The sequence below is a fragment of the Actinocrinis sp. genome (assembly GCF_035946395.1).
In the GTDB taxonomy this organism is placed as follows: domain Bacteria; phylum Actinomycetota; class Actinomycetes; order Streptomycetales; family Catenulisporaceae; genus Actinocrinis.
Window position 1 is genome coordinate 1 of sequence record NZ_DASYZI010000252.1, and the last position, 18,743, is coordinate 18,743.

Consider the following 18,743-nt stretch of genomic DNA (forward strand, 5'->3'; position numbering starts at 1 on the left):
GTTCGGGCGGTCGCGGAACCACACGATCACGAAAATGGCCTGCTTCCAGCAGGTCAACGCCCGGGTACCCCTCCTGGTACCGCGGGCCGCGCGCTCGGCGCGCAGCAGCCGGGCCACGTAGGCGATCAGTTCTCGGGGCACGTCGAGCATGACAGAATAGGTCGTCACGTGGAGCCTTCCGGCGATGAAGATCTTGTGGTGAGACCTCTTCTACCGGCAGGCTCCACTGCTGTTCACGGGACGCACAGATCATCCCGTCCTGGGCGTGTCACCCCTGATCACCCACTTCGCGCCACCGAGAAAACCTCATTGAGCTCACCCCCACAGCCGAGCGCGGGCAGAACTATCGGCCGCCCGCCTGTCGACAGACAAACGGCGAGGCGGCAACATGTCGATTCGCGCAATACGAATCACAGCGAGCGTAGAGCTATACGTGCCCTAACCTCCAGGGCACGATCCTCATGCACTGTGGGTCACGCGCTGAACCGCACTATGACCCGGATGCAGTAGTGACAAGTCATGAGCACAGGACTTGAGTGAACGTCACGCGCGCGTCCCCAGGCATGCGGCTCGCCAGCGCTTGGCCTGTACCGGGCGCGAGGAGGGAGAAGAATGATGTCGCGGATTGAGCACAGGAGTTTCGACAAGGCGGACGAGGTCCGGCTGTTCGAAGCTGGCATGGGGCGCCTGGAGTTGGTCAACACGGCCGCGGGCCCGGTGGGCTTGGCGACCTTCGAGCCCGGCTGGAAGTGGTCGATGCACGTCAAGCCGATCGCGGGCACCGACAGCTGTCAGGCCGAGCACACCGGATACTGCATCTCGGGCCATATGCACGTGCGGATGGACGACGGCGAGGAGTTCGACTTCGGTCCGGGCGAGTACGCCCATATCCCACCAGGCCATGACGCCTGGACCGCCAGCGACGACCCGTGCGTGGTCGTCGACTGGCAGGGCTTCGCGGACTACGCAAAGCGCACGTGACAGCCCGACCCCAGACGGCATCCTGCATACAGCAGATCTCACCGTGGTCGATACTCACCTGGGAAAGGACGCAGAACATCAAGCCTGCTACAGGTGGCTTCTCGGCCGCTTCTCGGGGACGAGATCATGCCCAACATAAAGGGTGCAGGGCCTGTGAGCGGGCCCTGCACCCTGCATGAGTTCGCTGATCAGAAGCCTGATCAAACAGGTTCGAGTCTTCGATATGCCTAGCGTTTCCGCAGGTTAGAGCGGTATCTAGATGTCGTAGTACAGATCGGACTTCTATCTGACCAGCGTAGACGGCCCGCCACCCCACAAGATCCCACTACCACCCCACATCGACGACGGACCGCGGGACAGATGACCCTCGCAGGGTCCTGTCAGTCTTCCTCTGTTCCTCTCCGTCGTCAGCTGTGACCTGGTGAACGCGCCGGGCGACTACGCATCGCGTGAATCCCGCCTGTAGAGATCGTCGATTCCGACGAGGAGGACGTCCGATTCCGTTGCCGCTTCTGCGCGCAATTCGCCGGTGAATCCTGCGCCGCTGTAGCAGATGACTTTGGCGATGCCAGCCGCAAGGCGACCTTGAGCGTCGAGTAAGCCGCGGATGTGTCGGAGGCGTTCAACGTGAGGCATGCCCATGGTCTCGCCCCATTTCGCCTCGCCGATCGCGAGCAGTTGCTGCCGGTTGTCGTCATCCAGGCCGAAGACGACGACGTCGACTTCGTGGCTGGTCTTGTGTGCCGGGTCGTTGACGGTGCCGCGCTCGACTCGGTGGGGATGGTCGCGAAGGAGATCGCCGGGGGCCAGATGGCGGGTCCAATGACGACAGAGGTGTTCGAAATGAGGTCCGAGCACGTTGCCGACGAAGCGACGTTGACTGCGCTGCCACAGTCTGGCGGCGTCGTGCGTGTGTTCCAGGTCGGACCAGATCGGTCGCATGACGGCGTGGTAGAAGGTCACCAGCGGCTCGTTGATCCGGAAAACGGTGCGGTTGTCCTTGAAGGCGTCGGGTTCCTTGGTGATCAACCCGCAGTCTTCCAGCACGTTGAGCGGGTGGGCCAGGTCGCCGGACTTGCGGCCGAGGTAGGAGGCGATGCCGCCGCGATTGGCGTTCCCGGCGGCGATGGCGGCCAGTACCGAGTGATAGAGGCTGGTGTCCTGGAGTTCGGGCTCATCGGCGAGCAGGTAGCGGGCTTCGCGGAAGAGCGGGCTGGCGGAGGACAGCACAGTGCGCAGGACCCACGCGTCGAAATCATTCGGGCTCGTCGGGCTGTCGTCGCGGGCGTACTCGCGGCGGTAGGCGGGAGTGCCGCCGACGATGGCGTTGACTTTGAGCGCAGTGGCGGGGTCGTCGATACCCCAGAACTCGGCGGCCAACTGATGGTCCAGGGTCGGTACAACCAGCTCCAAGCCGGCTCGTCCCCGCAAGGGCGCGTTGCCGCTGAGCAGACGACCCATGAAGGACATCGCCGAGCCGCACAGCAGCAGGCGGGTGCGGCTTGCGTCCCGATCTTCGCTTAGCGGAGCGAGCGCGTTCTGAATGATCGACGGTAGTCGAGGGTTGGATCTGACGAGGTAGGGGAGTTCGTCGATCACGACCGGGGTGGCCCGCTCCCGGCCTAGAGCGAGCAAGGCTTCGAGCACCGAATGCCAGTCGCCGAAGACCAGCGGCGCCGGACTATGCAGGTAGTCGGCGAGGACCACGCCGATCTGGCGCAGCGACTCGCCGTCGGTGGCCTCATCCGCCGCGAAGTAGAAGCCGCCGGTGGCCTGGCACAGCGCTCGCAGCAGGAACGTTTTGCCCTGGCGACGGCGTCCGGAGACGATCCCCAGCGTGGCTCCGAGCCGCTCGTCAGTGCCGAAACTGCTGAGCGCCGACCACTCGCTCGTCCGATCGAACATCTCATCCGGCTTGGGCAATGTCCGCACAGGCGCCTCCGTGGCATTTACATGACTGGAGTTATGATAACTCGATCTATGCAAACTCCGAAGCTCGCTGCGCTGCGAGTTGGTTGTGATACGCCGGGTGATTCTGTTCAACGCAGGTGGCGAAGCACGTTTTCGACATGGTGGAAGCGGATGCGCTCCTGCTCCAGGCGGACGGCCGGACCGTGGACGTCGTCTCGCAGCTCTTCGTAGAGGGCCGTCTCTGCTGGGGTCAAGCCGGGCAGCGCCGCTCGGGTGGGCTTCGGCTCGCGCACCCAGTGATCGCGGTGGGCGAGTAGCGTGGCGCGGTCCATCAGCATCGACCGTGTCGCGGGGAAGCGCGCACGCATGCGGCTGAGGATCGCGAAGCCGTGGGTGTCGATGTCGCCCCAGTACACGACCTCTCGTTCACGCAGCCACGCGAGCGGGGCGAGGCGGTTTACGGCGTAGCCGCCTCCCCAGACCGCGACGGCGGCGAGGACAGAGGGGAACGCGAGGAAGTTGATCTCGTTCTCGACGACGAAAAACCGTGACGCGCTCAGCGGCGCATCCGCCAATTCCGCCACACGCACGGAGATCTCGCTGAATGCGTCCGGCAGCCCGGCGCCCGCGCCCAGCGCCCTGATGCGCACGAGGTCGGGTCTGCGCGCGAACCCGTGGCGGGCGGCGAAGTCCGACGGGGGCGCGTCGTAGTCGATGCGTTCCGCCGGCAGACACACCGCGAGCAACTCCGTCAGGATTCCGCGGTGGGTTTCGACGAACTTGGTGTCCACGCCCGGAACATCGATCTGGCGCACATAGAGGCCGGGCCGCCACCGCTCGCCGATCCACCCGGCGGTGGCAACCAGGCGCTCCCACTCGTCCGCGTTCGCCAAGGTCTTGAGTGGGTTCGCGGCGCACCATGCGGCGAGCGCGGGGGAGCGGGATTCGGCACGCTCACGCAACCGGGTGAAGCGGTGTACTCGCGCGCCGACTCCGAGCACGGCCCACAGCTCCTCGTACCCGTCGATCCACGCACGTGCGGGCACCCGGTTCGTTCCGACAACCCGGCCGCCGATCTCCTTGTACTCCAGACGCAGTGCGGGCGGGCGGCGCTGCTCCCACTCCTGCACCCATGCGCGGGCCGCGGCCAGGTCCGCGCCGAGTTGCGCCGCGCTCGGGCCGTGTAGTGGGATGCCCAGCGGCTCGAACGCGCGACCCGCGGCGAATGCGGTGAGGAATTCACCACGCTCGAACCGCACCCGCATCTTCGCGACCGCGTCGGCGGGCGTCGTCCAGCTGTCGGCCTCGCGCCGTGCCAACGTCTCAGCCCTCCGCGATGGCGAACCGCACGGCCGCGTAGTCGCCGGCGGCCTCGGCGAGCCGGCGGCGCCGGTACTCGGCGATCGTCAGCGTGCGCAGCCGGGATCCTGCTCCGGTCGGGTTGTCGACGAAACCCACCGCGGCCACGTGCGGCTCGATCACGTGGATCTTCTGCAGCGGTGTGACGATCAGCAGTTGAAGCCCGAGGCGGTCGAACAACCCGAGCGCGTAACGGGTCGACTCGTCCGAACCACGGCCGAAGGCCTCGTCGATGACGACGAACCTGAACGTCCTGGACACGTCGCCGTCGGTGTCGAGCCGGAACTGGTAAGCCAGTGACGCGGCGAGGACTGTGTAGGCGAGTTTCTCCTTCTGCCCGCCGGACTTGCCGCCGGACCCGGTGTAGTTCTCGTGTTCCTCGTCGGTCTCGCGCCAGCGCTCCGAGGCGGAGAACACCGACCAGTTGCGCACGTCGGTCACGCGCCGTGACCACGCGCGGTCCGGCTCGGTCTGGCCCTCCCGGCCCCGCAGCCGCTCGATGAGCACCTTGACCTGGAGGAATCTGCGCTCCGAATACTGCTCGTCGTCTTCGCTGGAGAGCGCGTCGTCGGTGCACTCGCGCAGCGCCCTGCGGAAGTCGCGGATCTCGACGTTGGGGGAGCTGCGCGCCTCCAGCCGAATGTAGCGGCCCGGGTTGTAGTCGATGCCGGTCAGCGAGGCGTTGATGACCTCGATGCGTTCCTTGATGAGCTTGTCCTGTTTGAGCAGCTGGGAGTGGAAGCCGGCGATGTCGCGGATCGTGTTCGTGTTGAGGTAGGTCTTGAACTGCGCCTCGAACCGCGGCAGGTCGTCGGTCACCAAGCGCTCGTGCAGGGACCGGTATTCGTCGGCGGCGAGGACGGAGTTGTCCATCTCGCGGGTGTCCAACGGATAGTGGTCGCGAAAGCGCGCCATCGCGGCGACGATCCGGTTCGCCGTGGTCGTCTGCTGACGCGCGGCGCGGTCCCGCTCCTCGGTCAGGCCGATCGCCAGTTCGGCGGTCAGCCGATCGACCCCGGCCGTGCTGCCCGGCCGGGTCTGCCCGCGCTGTTCGTCCAGGCCCGGGAACGACGCAGCCGAGCCAGCGTATCCGGGCTCTTGAATGGTCAGTTTGGCGTCGGAGAGTTCGGCTCGCGCGCCGTCGAGTTCACCCTGCGCCTTGGCCGCCGTACCGACGAACTCTTCCCGGGTGGCGTCCTTCCCGGTGATCTGCCGGTTCGTTTCGGCGAGTTCCGCGTCGATGCGCGCGAGTTCGCGGTTGGCTGCGTGAAGCTGTTCCCGCTCCGCCGACAGCGTGGCGATCCGGTTGACGGTCTCCTGCCAGTCCAGATCGGCGTAGTCTTCGAATCCGTCGAGCTTGGCAAGCACGGTCAGCTGCGCGGACGCGGCCTTGAAGTCCCGGTCGGCCTGCTCCTTCAGCTTCTGCGACTCGGTGATGCGGTTCTGCGATGCCGTGGCCGAGCGCACGAGGGCCTCGACCTTCCGCTCGTTGCTCCAACCAAGGACGTAACTGCTGCGATCGTCGATCCGCGCGGCGTCGTTCTTCTCGTGCCGGCCGCGCGCGTCCTTGATCTGTCCGGCCCGGGTCACGGCGCGCTCGGCCCTGCGGAACTCCGCCAGCGTCGCGGCGCACAGGTGGCCGGCCCGGACCTCCAACTCCACCTCCAGCCACGCGTGGAACGGGCTTTCGGCGAGCTCCAGCTTCACCGAAAGCCTGCGGTGCGCCTCGTCGTCCGCGTCACGGGCGTTCGGCACGCGCACGGTGGCGGGCACGCGGAAGTAGACCACGCGTGTACCCAAGTGGTGCGCGTCGATCCATTCGGACACCGGGCCGTAGTGTTCGGTCGACACGAGCAGCGAGAGGGCGAATCCGCGTAGAACCCGCTCGGCAGCGCCCTCCCACGCGGCCTCTTCGGGCCGTACCTGGATCAGCTCTCCGGCGAAGGGCAGTTCGGCCGCCGTCAACCCGAGTTCGGCACACAGCCGGTCGCGTAATTCCAGACTGCGCCGGGGGATGTTGTTACGGTGCTCCTGCATGCTGCGCAGTTCGGCCGCGACCTCCTTGGCCTCGGCGTCCAGCGACGCGCGCTCGACGCCGATCTCGGTCAGCCGGTTCTGCGCCTTGGCCTGACGCTCTTCCCAGCCGATCCGTGCGGCCGCCAGTTCGTCCCGGCGTGCGGCGAACTGTTCAGCGGTCTCGGCCGGCGCCAGTGCGGCCTCAGCGAGCAGCGCCGCGAAGCGTGTCGCCCGCTCGCGGCGCCTGCCCTCCTCCCTGCCGAAGCCTTCGATCTCCCGATCGATCTGCGCGATGCGGTCACCGCCGTGCCCGGCGCGTTCGAGTTCAAGATCGCGGGCCCGAGCGCGCAGGCCATCGATCTGCGCGCGCAGGCCTTCAGCCGCATGCTGTGCGGCTTCGACTTCCTTGACCAGGCGATCGATGCGCGGGTTCAGCACCGTCACCTTCTTCCGCGCGGCCCAGAACGGCAGCGCGTCGCGCTGCGCCGCCAACTCCCGCATGCGCCGGTCCAAGACGTCGTACTCGTCGCAGGACGCCAGCAGCGGACCGAGTTCGGCGAGTTGGCTGCGGGCCTTGACCACCGCTTCGTGAGCCCGCGTCAGGTCGTCGAAGTGCGCGACCATCTCGGCGATCCATCGTCCGGCGTCGAAGGGCTCGAGCATGTGCGCGCGGACGAAGTCGTTCAGGTCGCCGACGGCCTTCATCGAGACCGTCTGCCCGAACAGGTCCATCGCCTGCGGCGAGGGGATGCCGAGCCGGCGGTGGAAGTCCTTGCCGTACTCCGGGAAGGAGTCGTGGACCTTGGCCCCGCGCGAGCGCAGCTTCTTGCGCAGTCCGGCCATCTGCGGCCCGAAGTCCGTGAAGTCGGCGGCCACGGACAGCTCCGCGTCGGCGACCACGAACATGCGCTCGGGCTGGCCCTGCGCTCCGTCGCGCAGCCAGAACACCTGCGCGAGACACACCCGCGTGTCGAGCGAGGCGTTGGCGAACACGCCTAGGATCACCGAGTAGGCCCCGGGTCCGCGCAGCCCGACCGGCCGCGTCGCCCCGGTCTCCTCATTGCGTTCGGATTTGTAGTAGCCCAGGACATAGGAACGCAGGGACCGTTCGCGGGTCTCCGCGCCGGCTGCCTTGTTGTAAGCGATGCGGTGCGCGGGCAGCAGCAGCGTGGTGACCGCGTCCACGATGGTCGACTTGCCCGATCCGATGTCCCCGGTCAGCAGGCCGTTCGCGCCGTGCAGGCCGAGGGTCCACACGTGCCGGTCGAACGTTCCCCAGTTGTACAGTTCCAGCCGGGACAACCGATGTCCCGCCGCGCCCGGCGCATCCGTCCCGTTCCACGCGGGCCCGGGCTCGGGGTCGGAGTCGACCTCGGCCATCTACGCCTCGACCTCCCCGACCGTCAACTGCGCGAGGTAGGCGGCGAGCGCCGCGTCGAACCCGACCAGCCATTCCGCATCGACGAACGCCTTGATGATCCGCCGCACCTCGAACGCGTCCGAGTTCGCGATCCTGCGCACGAAGCCGAGATCGGCCACCTTGCCGATGACGGCGTCGATCTGGTCGAACAGCCGCGCCTCGTTCGTCGTGTCGCCCAGGAATACGCGCAGCGTCTCGACAATCTGCTCGCGGATCAGCACGAGCCGCGCGTCCCCGCCCGAGGCGTCGTGCTCCGCGAGCTTCTTGCGCAACAGCGCCAGCAGCAGGCTCACGTGGAGCGACAGCGAGCGGCGGGCGATCAGCCGCGGCAAGGCCGGTTCGGCCTCATCAACCGGCTTCGAGCGCAGGAACGCATATCCTTCGGCCTCGTCGACGACCACTGTCAGCCCCATGACCGCGACGTAGTCGCGCACACGCGCCTGAAGCGCCGTCAGATGGCGCCACACCGTCTCGTGCGAGTCCCGGTACACCACGCCCTTCATCAGGTGGGTCACCGCGACCGACAGCTCCGCGTCAGCCATCGATGTCCCAATTGTGCGCGCGGCGGGTGAACGTGACGCGCGGCAGCGTGGCGACCCTCGTGCGGTTCTCGGCGTCCTGCCACGTCACCGACTCGCGCACCTGCTCGTCGAAAACCACCTCGAACGAGGGATCGGACAACGACAGATAGGTCACCAGCTCGGCCAGTCCGTGTGCGAGCGGATGCGCCTCGACCAGCCGGCCGAGTCCCACCTGCCGCTCGCGCCGCAGCGCTGAGCGCACGCCTTCCGCCAGCAGCTCCGTGTCGACGTACACCTGATCGAAGAGCGCTGAGACGTCCACGTCGTCCGGCGCGGAGGCCACCGCGGCCTCCGTGACCGCCACCCTGGACTTCGGCCGGTACATCGGGCGCTCAACCGGCAGCGTGATCTGCGCCGCGGTCGCGTCCATCTCAATTGACAAGCCAGAAGCCGGATGTCCGCGCAGCATCAAGGCATGGCCCTCGATCGACCTGAGGATGTCCATCACCCGTCGGTTCTCCAGCCATATCTGGTCGTCCAGGAACCGCCGCAGCTGCTCGGACAGCTGCCGGACCGTCGCCTGCGTACGCTCCGCGGCGTCCAGCCAGTCGTAGAGGATGTGCCGCATCCGCGGGTCCGGCTCGTCGATCTGCGCGAGATGCTGCACCTTCTCCAACAGCCGCCCGAATTCCTCCTGGCGCTGCACGGAGAGCAGGAAGTCATAGAACGAGTGGAAGCTGCGCCCCTGGTCCGACTGCGCGATCGCGCTGCGGTCCCCGACGACCCGGTCCAGCAGCTCGCCCTTCGAGCCGTCCCAGGTCGCGATGCGCTCGCACAGCCGCCGGTCCAGCTCGCGGAAGTTCGCCTCCACCTCGCGGAAGTCGGCCAGCAGTTCCCGCGCGGTCTGCGAGAACTGCTGGTAGCGGTCGCGCAGCGCGGTACCCTCCATCAGCGGCGCGTCGCCCGCCGTCACCCGTTCGATCTGCGCGTCCAGCGCGTCGCGCTGCCGGCGCAGCTCCGCCAGCTGCACGGACCGGTCCGTCTCGGCGCCGAACGCCATCTGCCGCAGCAATTCGAACACGGTGTTGAGCCGGGACTCGGTACCCACGAAACTGCGCGCCCGCAGCGAGCCGACCCAGGCCAGCGCCTTCTCGACCGCGGGCGTCACGTCGTAGTGCGCCTCATCCGAGTCGGGTGGGTAGTACTTGCGCAGCCACGCGGCATCCGATCCGGGGCCGACCAGTCATCGAGGTACGCCTTGGCGCTCTTGGGAAACGTGCCCGCCCCGAGCCGCTCGTTCACCGCGAACAGTTCGTCGTCCAACCGCGCGACCAGTTCGGCGGCCGGCACCGACCGCGCGTTGTCCGCGACGAACACCCGCCCGAGGAGAGCACGAGCGGCGCGTTGTCCGCGCGCAGCAGGCGCCACGCCGCGCTGCCGCGGCGCAGCGCCTCCACCTCCTCGAACTCTACGCCCCGACCTTATCGCCCCGTTTGTAGCGGAACAGTCAGTTCATCACTTTGATCCGGTTCTTGCGTGCGCGTTTCGCGATCCGCCGATCCGGATGATGCACGGCGATCACGTCCAGCAACTCGAACGACCTCGGATGCGGCAGGTCGGCCAGAGCATCGACGAGAGCCTCCTGCAGTTCGAGTTCCATGCCCCTGAGCTGCTCGACCAGCCCCTCGGGCCCGAGCGAACCGGCGAGGGCGGCCAGCGTCCCGACCATCGCCGCGGCGATCTCCCCGGGAGCCTGCTCGTCCGGTGACTCCAGCCCGGCCTCCAGCAGCAGGCCCAACGCGGGTGCGCCGAGTAGCGGATCGGCTCGCAGTGACCGGACGAATGCCTCTCCATCCGCCTCGGGCAATGCTTCGAAGAGCATGTGCAGCATCCCGTAACGGCGCTCTTCGAAGGGCACCCGGCGCAGCGCCTGCCGCAGCAAGTCGTCCGCTTCCTCGCGCGAAGCCTGCGCACCGCGCCACAAGCCCAGTTCCTTTGAGGCCGTGTCCGGTGTGTACTCGTCGTAGAGGACGGACAGCAACCCCGACGCGTCCGCGCCCGTCAGCTCGCCGACCACCGGCAGATGCCGCCCCAAGTCCTTCAATATTCTGTACACGCCGAAGGTGCCCAGCGGCGTGAGCGCCACCGCGGCAGCATCAGCCGCTCGCACCGCCGCATCAGGCTTCTTGCTCCTGCCCCGGCCCCGATAGAACTCGACGGCCCCCACGCCGCGCAGGAACTCCAGCAAGCGGTCGAACTCGTGGTCCACCGCCGCCCGATCGGTCGACGAGAGCGGTCCCGGCGCGAGGCCGAACAGCGGTGTCGGCTCAGCCGCTTGTCGCACCGAGAAACGCAGCATGCCCAACTCGGCCGGTTCCTCCAGACTGTAGAGCGCTGCCAGCACATCCGGCAGCAGCAATGCCAGCCCGCGCCCGAGGAACGAATCACCCGGCAACAGCTCGGCACCCAGGTCGGCGACCGCGCCAAACGCGCGATCCCACAGCTTGACCTCGTCACGCAGCGTCCCGGCAGCCGATTTCACCCGGCTCAGCTCGCCCTTGCGCACCTTGACCAGCCTCGCAGCCAGCGCCCACGCCGACAGCAACCCGACAGCCGGCTCCGGCGCGTCCTCGTCGTCAGGCCGCAACGCGGTCGCAGCCTCGCGAACGTCAGCGGCCCGCAGCTTGCCGTCCGCCTTCAGCTTGCGCGAATCGCCCACCCAATCCACGAATGCCCGCATATCCCGCACGAAAGCGACGCGCGCGGCGGCGACGGCGAGTTCGCCGCGAGAGGCGAGCACGACCGGCAGCTGCCGCATCGTACGCGGCCCCGTCTGCGCGGACTGCGCCGACCGTCCGCTCCCGCCGATCCCGAACTGCTCGAACAGGGCACGCTCCCGGTGCCGTTCGGCGATCCGCCCCACCAGCTCCTCGTCGACGCCGTCGACCCGGCCGTCCCGCGCCGACTGGAGAAAGCGATTCAGCGCACGCTCGTCCTCCAGATCGACACCGCGCTCCAACGCGGTCGTCATCCAGAACTTGGCGATGCCCCACTGCTCCGGATCCCCCATCGCGGCCTCGGCGCGCGCGGCGTGCGCCTCCGCGAACTCGACGAGCCGCGCCGCCGACGGCCCTCGCGGATCGAGTTGGCCCGTGTCCGCCAGATAGCCGAACCACGCGCACAGGCCCGGCACGACACTCGGCACGTCGCCCAGCGCCAGCGTCACCTCGCGGACCATGAACTCCAGCAGGAAGTCGCGCACCAAGGCCGCGGACCAGAGCGTCAGCAGCCCGTCCCCGGTCTGGAAGCGGTAATCGCACGCGCACTGCGCGACGAAAGGCGCCAGATCGTCCGCGGGTCCACCGCCGCCGCCACGGCTGTCGCCCCCGGCGCCCAACCGCCGCCTCGTGCGGGCGAAGTCCTCGACAAGCAGGTCGCGGGTTCGCTCGAAGAGTTCTTCCTCGTCGGGCTCGTACAGGAACCGCAACGTGCTGCTCCTCGCGGAATAGGTGACAGGGGTTGGCGTCGGCGCACCGGCAGGAATCAGCGTAGCGAGCCCTCGACGCCCATGGCCGTGATCGCCATGCCCAGCCACCACACCCCACGATCACAATCCGCTGCGCCACCTGAGCGAGTTCGAGCCGGAGTCGCTCCCCACATGCGAGGCGGGTGAGTAGCCCGCGAGTGAAATCGCCCCAGGCCAGCGAGTTGCCGGCCTGGGGCGATTTCACACCCTGATCTGCTATTTCCGCAGGTCAGAGCGTGTGTCTAGATGTCGTAATACAGCTTGAGCTTCTCGCTGGCCTGCATAGATGTGGCTCTGCCCCACAGAAGCCCACGTTCACCCCAAATCAGCGCCGGACCGCGGGCCGGCCGAGGCTCGCAGGGCTCTGTCGATCCATCGCCGCTCGTCCTCGTAGTCGTCGGAGATGTGGTGAACGTATTTACGCAGTGCTCGTGCCGGGTCCGTGTGGCTGAGACGTTGGGCGAGCGTGAGCACACTCATGTCCTCTCCGAGGCGATCAGACGGGTAGAGGTGTCCGAGGTGGGAGGTGGCACCCGGCAAGACCGCGCCTGTGGCCGCGAAAGCCAGCGCAGCTCGCTTCGGTATAACGATGTCGGTTTGTATCGTCATGGGGCGTATCTATTGCACCCGAGCGATCATCTTGCGATATGAGTGAAGTGTGGCAGTGTGCTGAGAGCGGTGCATTTGGCACTCGGAAGCAGTTAGGCGAGCCCGAAGTCCGGTCGATGCAGACCTTTCGGGTGGCTATTTGACGATGTGGATCTCGCAGCGTAGAGCGGGTGCGGCGGTGATTCGCTCATCGCCGGTCACAAGGGTTGTTCCGGTGAGTTCGGCCAGTGCGACGTACGCTGCGTCATAGGGGGTGAGGTTTTCGCGTAGCTGCCACATCCGAGGCAAGAGGGCGGGCATATGCCAGCGTTCGACCGGCAGGATCATCAGGTCGACGATCAGGTCGTCGGCGGCGTTTCGGTCGTACTTACCACCGCGGACGAGTCCGCGCAGTGCACTGAGGACCTCGACATCGAAGATCGCGGGGGCTTGGAAGGTGGCGTCGGCGTCGGCGAGCAAGTTGGCGGCGGTCGAGCCCGGCTCGGTCAGCGCTGTCACTGCGACGCTCGCGTCGAGGACGTATCCGCTCAGGACTCGTACCGGTCTCGCCCCGCGCGCACGGCGGCGACGGCGTCGGGCATGGTGACAGTGGAGCCTGTGGCCTTGGCGCGTGCTTGGGCACGCTCGATGATCTCGGCCATGCTAGGGCGCTCGGAGAGCTTGGTCAGCTCGCCAAGCAGGTAGGACTGCAGGGACTTACCAGAGAGGGCTGCTCTGCGGGCCAGTTCGTCGCGTACTTCTTCGGGCACGTCGCGCACTTGGATCAAGGTCATGCATTCATTATGCATATTGCATCGCGACGTGTCGAGTCACCTGCCTGAGGTTGACCTCGGGGCGGCGGCGATCGCTCGGCTGTACGCCGAGTACCGATGCTTGTCAAAGTCTTGTCCCTGTAGGTACACAGGAGTCTCTTCGGGCGTGTGTGACCGAACCGCGTGCAGCCGGCTAATGCCGCTTTGGGGTGATCCCCCAAGCTATGCCATCACGGCTACGCCCTGCAGCGGCCCTTGGGATGTTGAGCAGCGGCAGTGGTCCCGAAAGTGGCCGCGCGGCTCCACGCGAACCGAGCGCGGCCTCGGTAGCGGACATAGCAACGATCGGCCCGGCCCACGTGCGATCGGGGCCAGGCCGAACACCGGGCTCTTCTACTCGGGACCGCTTGCTTTGTTCAAGATCGTGCCCCACCTGAGTGGAAGGTGAGCCGGATCCGAAGCTATCCTATGCCGTGAAGCTGCAGGTCAGGGCTTGCGTTTGGCGAGTTTAAATATCGGTGCATCTAGCGTCTTCGCAGGTCAGCATGGGTGTCAGGATGTCGCAATACAGATCGACTCTCTTTCTGACCTACGGGGGCGCGGCGCTGCCCCACAAAAACCCACGGTCACCTCACACCAGCGGCGCACCGCAGGGCGGACGACCTTCGCAGGGCACTGTCGGCTCGCGGTGGTCGTGGTGGGCGAAGCGTATCGATGGGGACGTGGACTGAAGCCAGAGCGCTTCGCCCTGCCTGGCGTCCTCCAGGATGATGACCTGGATCTCATCGCCGCTCTTCAGGCCGGAACAGCCCGGTCCAATTCTGCGGCACGGGCACGCCTGTCGGGGGCGGGACGACGCCGACTCGTTTCGAACAGGACGCCTGTAGGGATCGAAGCTGGCATGATGGGGTGTCCTCGTCGGCAATCGGGTGTGCCGGCTGCGCGCGGAGCGGGGTCACGCTGGGTCCGGGGTGGCTGGTTTTAGCCGACTTTACGGGGACGGACGGCCAGGAATCGCGGTAGCAGGAGGTTAGGGCGATTGTCTCCCGGGCGAGACGGACGAAGTCGCGGCCGACCGGTGGGCGGCGGTTTTCAGGATCGGCTCAACCGCCGCTGGGCGCAGATCGGCCCGAGCCCGTATCCGTGGGAGCAGGACGGGCTCGACTACGTCCGTGGCCTGATGCCGGACCAGCCCCCGCATCGCGCGGTCACACTGTTCACGTTCACGGCGTTCAGCGGGCGGGTCAGTGAATGCGATCTGTTTATCGCAATGCCTGGCGGCCTCTATCTGATCGAGCTCAAGGGACACCCGGGGCGCCTGACCAATCGCGGTTCTGACTGGACTTTCCACGTGCTCGGCTCCGACCGCCGGGCGCGAACCCTGTATCTGCGCAATCCGCTGCATTCCGTCGATGTGAAGTCGAAGGACCTGAAGGACCGGCTGAAGCGTGCCGCGTCCGACCTCGGCCTGCGCATCACGATGCCGCGGATCGAGCCGGCGGTGTTCCTGTCCGATGCGGACCTGGTGTCTGAGCTCGACGAGGGGGAGCGGCCGAAGGTCTATGGCCGCGACGACCGGTCGACCGGCCTGCCGGGGATCTGGGCGAACCTGCTCAGCAGGCCGCCGGCGCGTGTCGGCGACCGGATCGACGAGGAATTCACCGCACACCTGCCGCGCCTGTTCGACGCCATCGGCGTCTCCGCGCCGCAGGCGCATCTCAAGTACGGCGACGACTGGAGACTGGCGGGAAAGCCGCTGGACCAGGGCCCGACCTGGGAGGACAGGCTGGCCACCCGGCAGGGCGCGATCGAGGAGACCGGCCGGGTACGCATTTACCTGACTGAGCTGGAAGCCGAGGAGACTACCAAGACCGCTGTGCTGCGGGCCGCTGAACGCGAGTATTACCTGCTACAGGGATTGCGGCACCGCGGCGTCGACGAGGCGCGCGACATCAAAAAGCACGGCTCGGGCCCGGCGATCCTGTTCCGGCACGATGAGTCGGATCTGCGTCTCGACCAGTTCATTGCGGCGTTCGGCGACCGGTTGTCCTTCGAGACGCGTCTCGGCCTGGTGCGGCAGCTGGCCGAGGCTCTGCGGTATGCCCACCGGCACTCGCTTTACCACCGTGCGCTTGCGGCACGCTCCGTCTATGTGTCCGCGAGGCCCGACGGCAGCAGGCCGGTGCTTCGGATCGTCGATTGGCAGACGGCGGCGCGGGACTTCTCGAACGGCAGCGCCGCCACCCGGCTCAGATCCCTGGGTCGCGACGAGGCCACGGACGCGCATCTGCGGGACGAGTCGGCGCTGTACCTGGCCCCCGAGTTCAACTCCGAATTCCCGGACCCCGCGAGCATGGACGTATTCGGTCTCGGCGCGGTCGGCTATCTGCTCCTGACAGGGCAGCCGCCGGCCGCGACGAAGGGCGCGCTGCTCGAGCGGCTGGAGGCGGAACGCGGGCTGCACCCGGCGGCACTGGTGGACGGGCTCGACCCGGGTCTTGACCAGCTGGTGTACGACGCGACCCGGCACGACGTGGACGACCGGATTCCCGACGTGGACGGGTTCCTCGCGCTGCTGAAGGAGGTGGAGGCGGGTCGGTCCCGGACCGCACCGTCCGGATACGAGGCCGCCGCGTACGTAGATCCGCTGGAGGCCGGGCCGGGAGACTGGCTCGGCGAGGATCTGTGCGTCAAGGAGCTGCTGGGCACCGGTGGGACGGGGCGGGCGCTGCTGGTCGAGAAGCTGACCGAGTCCGACGACGGCGAGGCGCAGGTCACCGAGCATGTCCTGAAGGTCGCGCTCAACCACACCGACGCTCGCGACCGGCTGCTCGCCGAGGCCGAGGCGCTGCGCAAGGTGGGCGGCGGCCAAATCGTGCGGCTGCTTGACGGCCCGCGTGAATTGGGCGGCCACTGCGTCATCGACATCCAGTACGCCGGAGACCGCTCGCTGGCCCGAGAGCTGCGCGAGGAGGGCCGGCTGCCGTATGTGCGGCTCAAGAACCTCGCCACGAACCTGTTCCAGGCGCTGCTGGTGCTGGAACGCGACGAGGTGCTGCACCGCGACATCAAGCCGGACAACCTCGGGGTCTACCGGATTCCGCGCAACGACGAACGCGAACTGCTGCTCTTCGACTTCTCGATGGCGGCGGCCCGGCGCTCGGACATCACGTCGGGCACCAGCGGGTACCTCGACCCGTTCCTCGGTACCCGATCCCGCCTGCGCTACGACGAGCACGCCGAGCGATACGCGGTCGCGGTGACCCTGCATCAGATGGCCTCGGGCGAGAAGCCGGTGTGGGGCAACGGGACGAGCGACCCGAAGTCGCTCGACGACGAGGTCCCGGGCATCGCCACGGAGCTGTTCAGCCAGCCGTTGCGCGAAGGCCTGGCCGGGTTCTTCAATCTCGCGCTCCACCGGGACGCGGAGCGCCGCTTCGACAGCGCGCGGCAGATGTTCGAGGCCTGGAACCGGGTCTTCATCGACGCGGAGCGCGCCACCCCGCCGGCCCCGGCGGGCAGCGAGCCGCGGCTCACCGGCTCGGTGCAGGATCTCGAGGCCCAGCGCAATCAGGCGAGCGAGGCGGCCGAACCGCAGACGCCGCTGGACGCCGCGGGCCTTTCGCCGGCCGCGATCGAGGTCGCGCACAGCTTGGGCGCCGCCACAGTGGGCGAGTTGCTGGGTGTGGCCCAGTACCGGATCAACCGGGCGCGCGGCGCCGGCACCCTGGCGAAGCGGGAGCTGAATCAGCGGTACCGGCAGTGGGCACGGAAGTTCAGGAGGCCGTCCGCGTTCACCGCAGCCGGTGCCGAGCTGACCGCAGAGGCAGGCGGCGCCGCAGCTGCGCCGAGCGGGCCGGACGGCGTCGCACGGCAATCCGACGCGACGACCGTCGCCACCGAACGCCTGCCAGTCGACGCCATGGCCGCCGCGCTGATCCATGCGGTCGAGGCCACAGTCAGGCGCCGCACCGGGAACAAGAAGGTGCCGGCGATTCGCGCCTATCTGAGCCTTCCCAAGGAGCCGACAGACACGTCGGCCACGACCCCCGCTCCGGACGTCCCTGTTTGGACGACGCAGTGGCCGACGCAGACGGACACCGCCCGGGCGGTGGGGCTTGCCCAGGCCGCGTCGGTCAACCAGTATCTGAGCGCCGCGGTCCAGGAGTGGGCGAGGCTCGAGTGGATGGCGCGGGTACGCGATGAGCTCGCGGAGATCCTCGCCGGCCAGGGCCGGGTCATGGCGGTGCGCGAGCTCGCCTCCGAGTTGCGCGCCCGTTTCGGTGCGCGGATCGAGGATCGCGGGCGGGCGTTGCGCTACGCCTTCGCAGTCATCCGCGCGGCGCTGCTCGTCGAGGCGGGGGAGAACGAGCCCCGATACACCGAGTCCCGGCGCGGCGCCGGCGTATTCGTCGCCTGCGAATCACTTCCCGGGTCCGCAGTCGTGCATCCTGCGAAGGACGAGCTGATCGAATACGCGGTCCGGCTCGGCCAGTGCGCCGACACCGCGGTCCTCGGCGAGCCTCTGCCCGGTCCGAAGGCGGTCCGCGGACTGCTGAGGGCGGTGCGCGAGCCGGACGGGCCGACGGCGTCCCCGCTGTCCGACACCCGGCTGGTGGCGTTGACAGCGGCGGCCTCGCGCAACGCGCTCGCCTCCCCGCGCGCCGACCTCTACCCGCGAGACCTGGGCCTAGAGCGGGCGCTGCGGATCTCGCAGGCGGCGGCCGGGGTCGGGTACGAGCCGGGAGTCACGGTCGCGGATCTGCTGGTGCGGGTGCGGGTGCGTTTCCCGGAGCTCGACTTCGGCGATGTGACACACATCCAACTGAGCGAGGCGCTTGAGGCGGCGGGTTACCCGCTGCGCTTCGACTACGCCAATCAGGTGTTCCGCGGTCCGGAGCGGTCGGTGCCGCAGTCCACCGGCCTGGCCTCCGGCACGGCGGTCGCGATGGCCGGCGCGGGCGCGGGTGCGGCAGGCAGCTCGAGCGGCGCGGTGACCGAGGCGGCCGTCAAGCGACTCGGCGAGGCCGTCGCGGACGGCGGCTTCCGGGCATTGACCGTGAGCGTTCGGCACCTACCCGGCCTCGCCGCCGCGATCGAGCGGCGATTCCCGGTACTGATGTCGGTGAACGGTAACGCCGAGTTCCTGTCCTGTTTCCGCCGGTTGGCGGCAGAACAAGGCCAGGACTGGGAGAAGGTGCTGCGCGTCGATGGGAGGCTGCGGGTCAGCGGGGGTCGGGACGCCCAGAGCGAGGCGCCGCGCGCGTACGCCGAGTACGTGATCGAGGTCGCCGCTCGGCTTCGGGCCGAATGGCTGGAGCGCGCGTCGCCGCGGGAGCGCGCTGTCCTTCTGCTGTACAACGCGGGGTTGCTGGCCCGGTACTGGGACATCGCCGGACGTGGGCTGTTGACCGGCTTCCAGCAGAGCGCACGTCGAGCGAGTGAAACGCCGCACGGCCTGTGGCTGGTGTGCCCGGCGGAGAGCGCCAGGAGCAGCCCGACGCTGGACGGACGGCTCGTCGAGACGGTCATCCCGGATGGTGAGTGGATCGTGCTGGGCAGTGCGGCAGTCACCGAACTCCACTCCGCCTAGCGAAACGGCTCAGCCTTCGAATACAGTCGGGCGCGAGACGTGGAACGGAGCGGGC

Annotated in this window: 12 protein-coding genes; 2 read left to right on the forward strand and 10 right to left on the reverse strand. The window is 68.0% G+C overall.

Annotated elements, in window-relative coordinates; genetic code table 11:
- Positions 1-615: 615 nt before the first annotated feature.
- The gene (locus tag VGS97_RS15450; RefSeq protein ID WP_326854212.1) at positions 616-981 is read left to right on the forward strand and encodes a cupin domain-containing protein; all 366 of its coding nucleotides are present in this window, start codon (positions 616-618) and stop codon (positions 979-981) included.
- 438 nt (positions 982-1,419) lie between these two features.
- Here VGS97_RS15450 and VGS97_RS15455 read toward each other — a convergent pair whose 3' ends face one another.
- From VGS97_RS15455 to VGS97_RS15500, 10 genes are all read right to left on the reverse strand, one after another.
- Positions 1,420-2,904 carry an ATP-binding protein gene (locus VGS97_RS15455; RefSeq protein WP_349262150.1) on the reverse strand — a complete coding sequence of 495 codons (1,485 nt, stop codon included), beginning with the start codon at positions 2,902-2,904 and terminating at the stop codon, positions 1,420-1,422.
- A 116-nt stretch (positions 2,905-3,020) separates the two neighbouring features.
- Positions 3,021-4,211, reverse strand: coding sequence for a Wadjet anti-phage system protein JetD domain-containing protein (locus VGS97_RS15460; protein ID WP_326854214.1), 1,191 nt, complete (start codon positions 4,209-4,211; stop codon positions 3,021-3,023).
- 4 nt (positions 4,212-4,215) lie between these two features.
- Complete coding sequence (locus tag VGS97_RS15465) at positions 4,216-7,647, reverse strand: ATP-binding protein (RefSeq protein WP_326854215.1); 3,432 nt, start codon at positions 7,645-7,647, stop codon at positions 4,216-4,218.
- Entirely contained in the window at positions 7,648-8,229 is a 582-nt protein-coding gene (locus VGS97_RS15470) for a DUF4194 domain-containing protein (RefSeq protein ID WP_326854216.1), read from the reverse strand.
- On the reverse strand, positions 8,222-9,376 hold the full coding sequence (locus VGS97_RS15475) for a DUF3375 domain-containing protein (RefSeq protein ID WP_326854217.1): 1,155 nt from the start codon (positions 9,374-9,376) through the stop codon (positions 8,222-8,224). Before VGS97_RS15475 ends, VGS97_RS15470 begins: the two co-directional genes overlap by 8 nt.
- Positions 9,373-9,585: a DUF3375 family protein gene (locus tag VGS97_RS15480; RefSeq protein ID WP_349262149.1), complete on the reverse strand. Its 213-nt coding sequence runs from the start codon at positions 9,583-9,585 to the stop codon at positions 9,373-9,375. Before VGS97_RS15480 ends, VGS97_RS15475 begins: the two co-directional genes overlap by 4 nt.
- A 130-nt stretch (positions 9,586-9,715) precedes the next feature.
- A complete protein-coding gene (locus VGS97_RS15485) occupies positions 9,716-11,473 on the reverse strand; it encodes a hypothetical protein (RefSeq protein ID WP_326854219.1) in 1,758 nt (585 codons plus the stop codon).
- A gap of 576 nt (positions 11,474-12,049) precedes the next feature.
- Positions 12,050-12,214 (reverse strand): hypothetical protein, encoded by a 165-nt coding sequence (locus VGS97_RS15490; RefSeq protein WP_326854220.1) that lies wholly within the window; start codon positions 12,212-12,214, stop codon positions 12,050-12,052.
- Between the two features lie 264 nt (positions 12,215-12,478).
- Positions 12,479-12,874, reverse strand: a complete 396-nt coding sequence (locus VGS97_RS15495) for a type II toxin-antitoxin system VapC family toxin (RefSeq protein WP_326854242.1) — start codon at positions 12,872-12,874, stop codon at positions 12,479-12,481.
- Complete coding sequence (locus VGS97_RS15500; RefSeq protein WP_326854221.1) at positions 12,871-13,116, reverse strand: hypothetical protein; 246 nt, start codon at positions 13,114-13,116, stop codon at positions 12,871-12,873. The genes VGS97_RS15495 and VGS97_RS15500 overlap by 4 nt, the downstream gene beginning before the upstream one ends.
- 1,057 nt (positions 13,117-14,173) lie before the next feature.
- Between VGS97_RS15500 and pglW the strand changes: the two genes are divergently transcribed.
- Complete coding sequence (gene pglW, locus VGS97_RS15505; RefSeq protein ID WP_326854222.1) at positions 14,174-18,688, forward strand: BREX system serine/threonine kinase PglW; 4,515 nt, start codon at positions 14,174-14,176, stop codon at positions 18,686-18,688.
- The last annotated feature ends 55 nt before the right edge of the window (positions 18,689-18,743 follow it).

Coding starts and splice junctions, on each gene's coding strand:
- VGS97_RS15470 (WP_326854216.1), bottom strand. CDS start 8,229: ATGGCTGACGCGGAGCTGTCGGTCGCGGTGACCCACCTGATGAAGGGC.
- VGS97_RS15500 (WP_326854221.1), bottom strand. CDS start 13,116: ATGACCTTGATCCAAGTGCGCGACGTGCCCGAAGAAGTACGCGACGAA.
- VGS97_RS15450 (WP_326854212.1), top strand. CDS start 616: ATGTCGCGGATTGAGCACAGGAGTTTCGACAAGGCGGACGAGGTCCGG.
- VGS97_RS15465 (WP_326854215.1), bottom strand. CDS start 7,647: ATGGCCGAGGTCGACTCCGACCCCGAGCCCGGGCCCGCGTGGAACGGG.
- VGS97_RS15490 (WP_326854220.1), bottom strand. CDS start 12,214: ATGAGTGTGCTCACGCTCGCCCAACGTCTCAGCCACACGGACCCGGCA.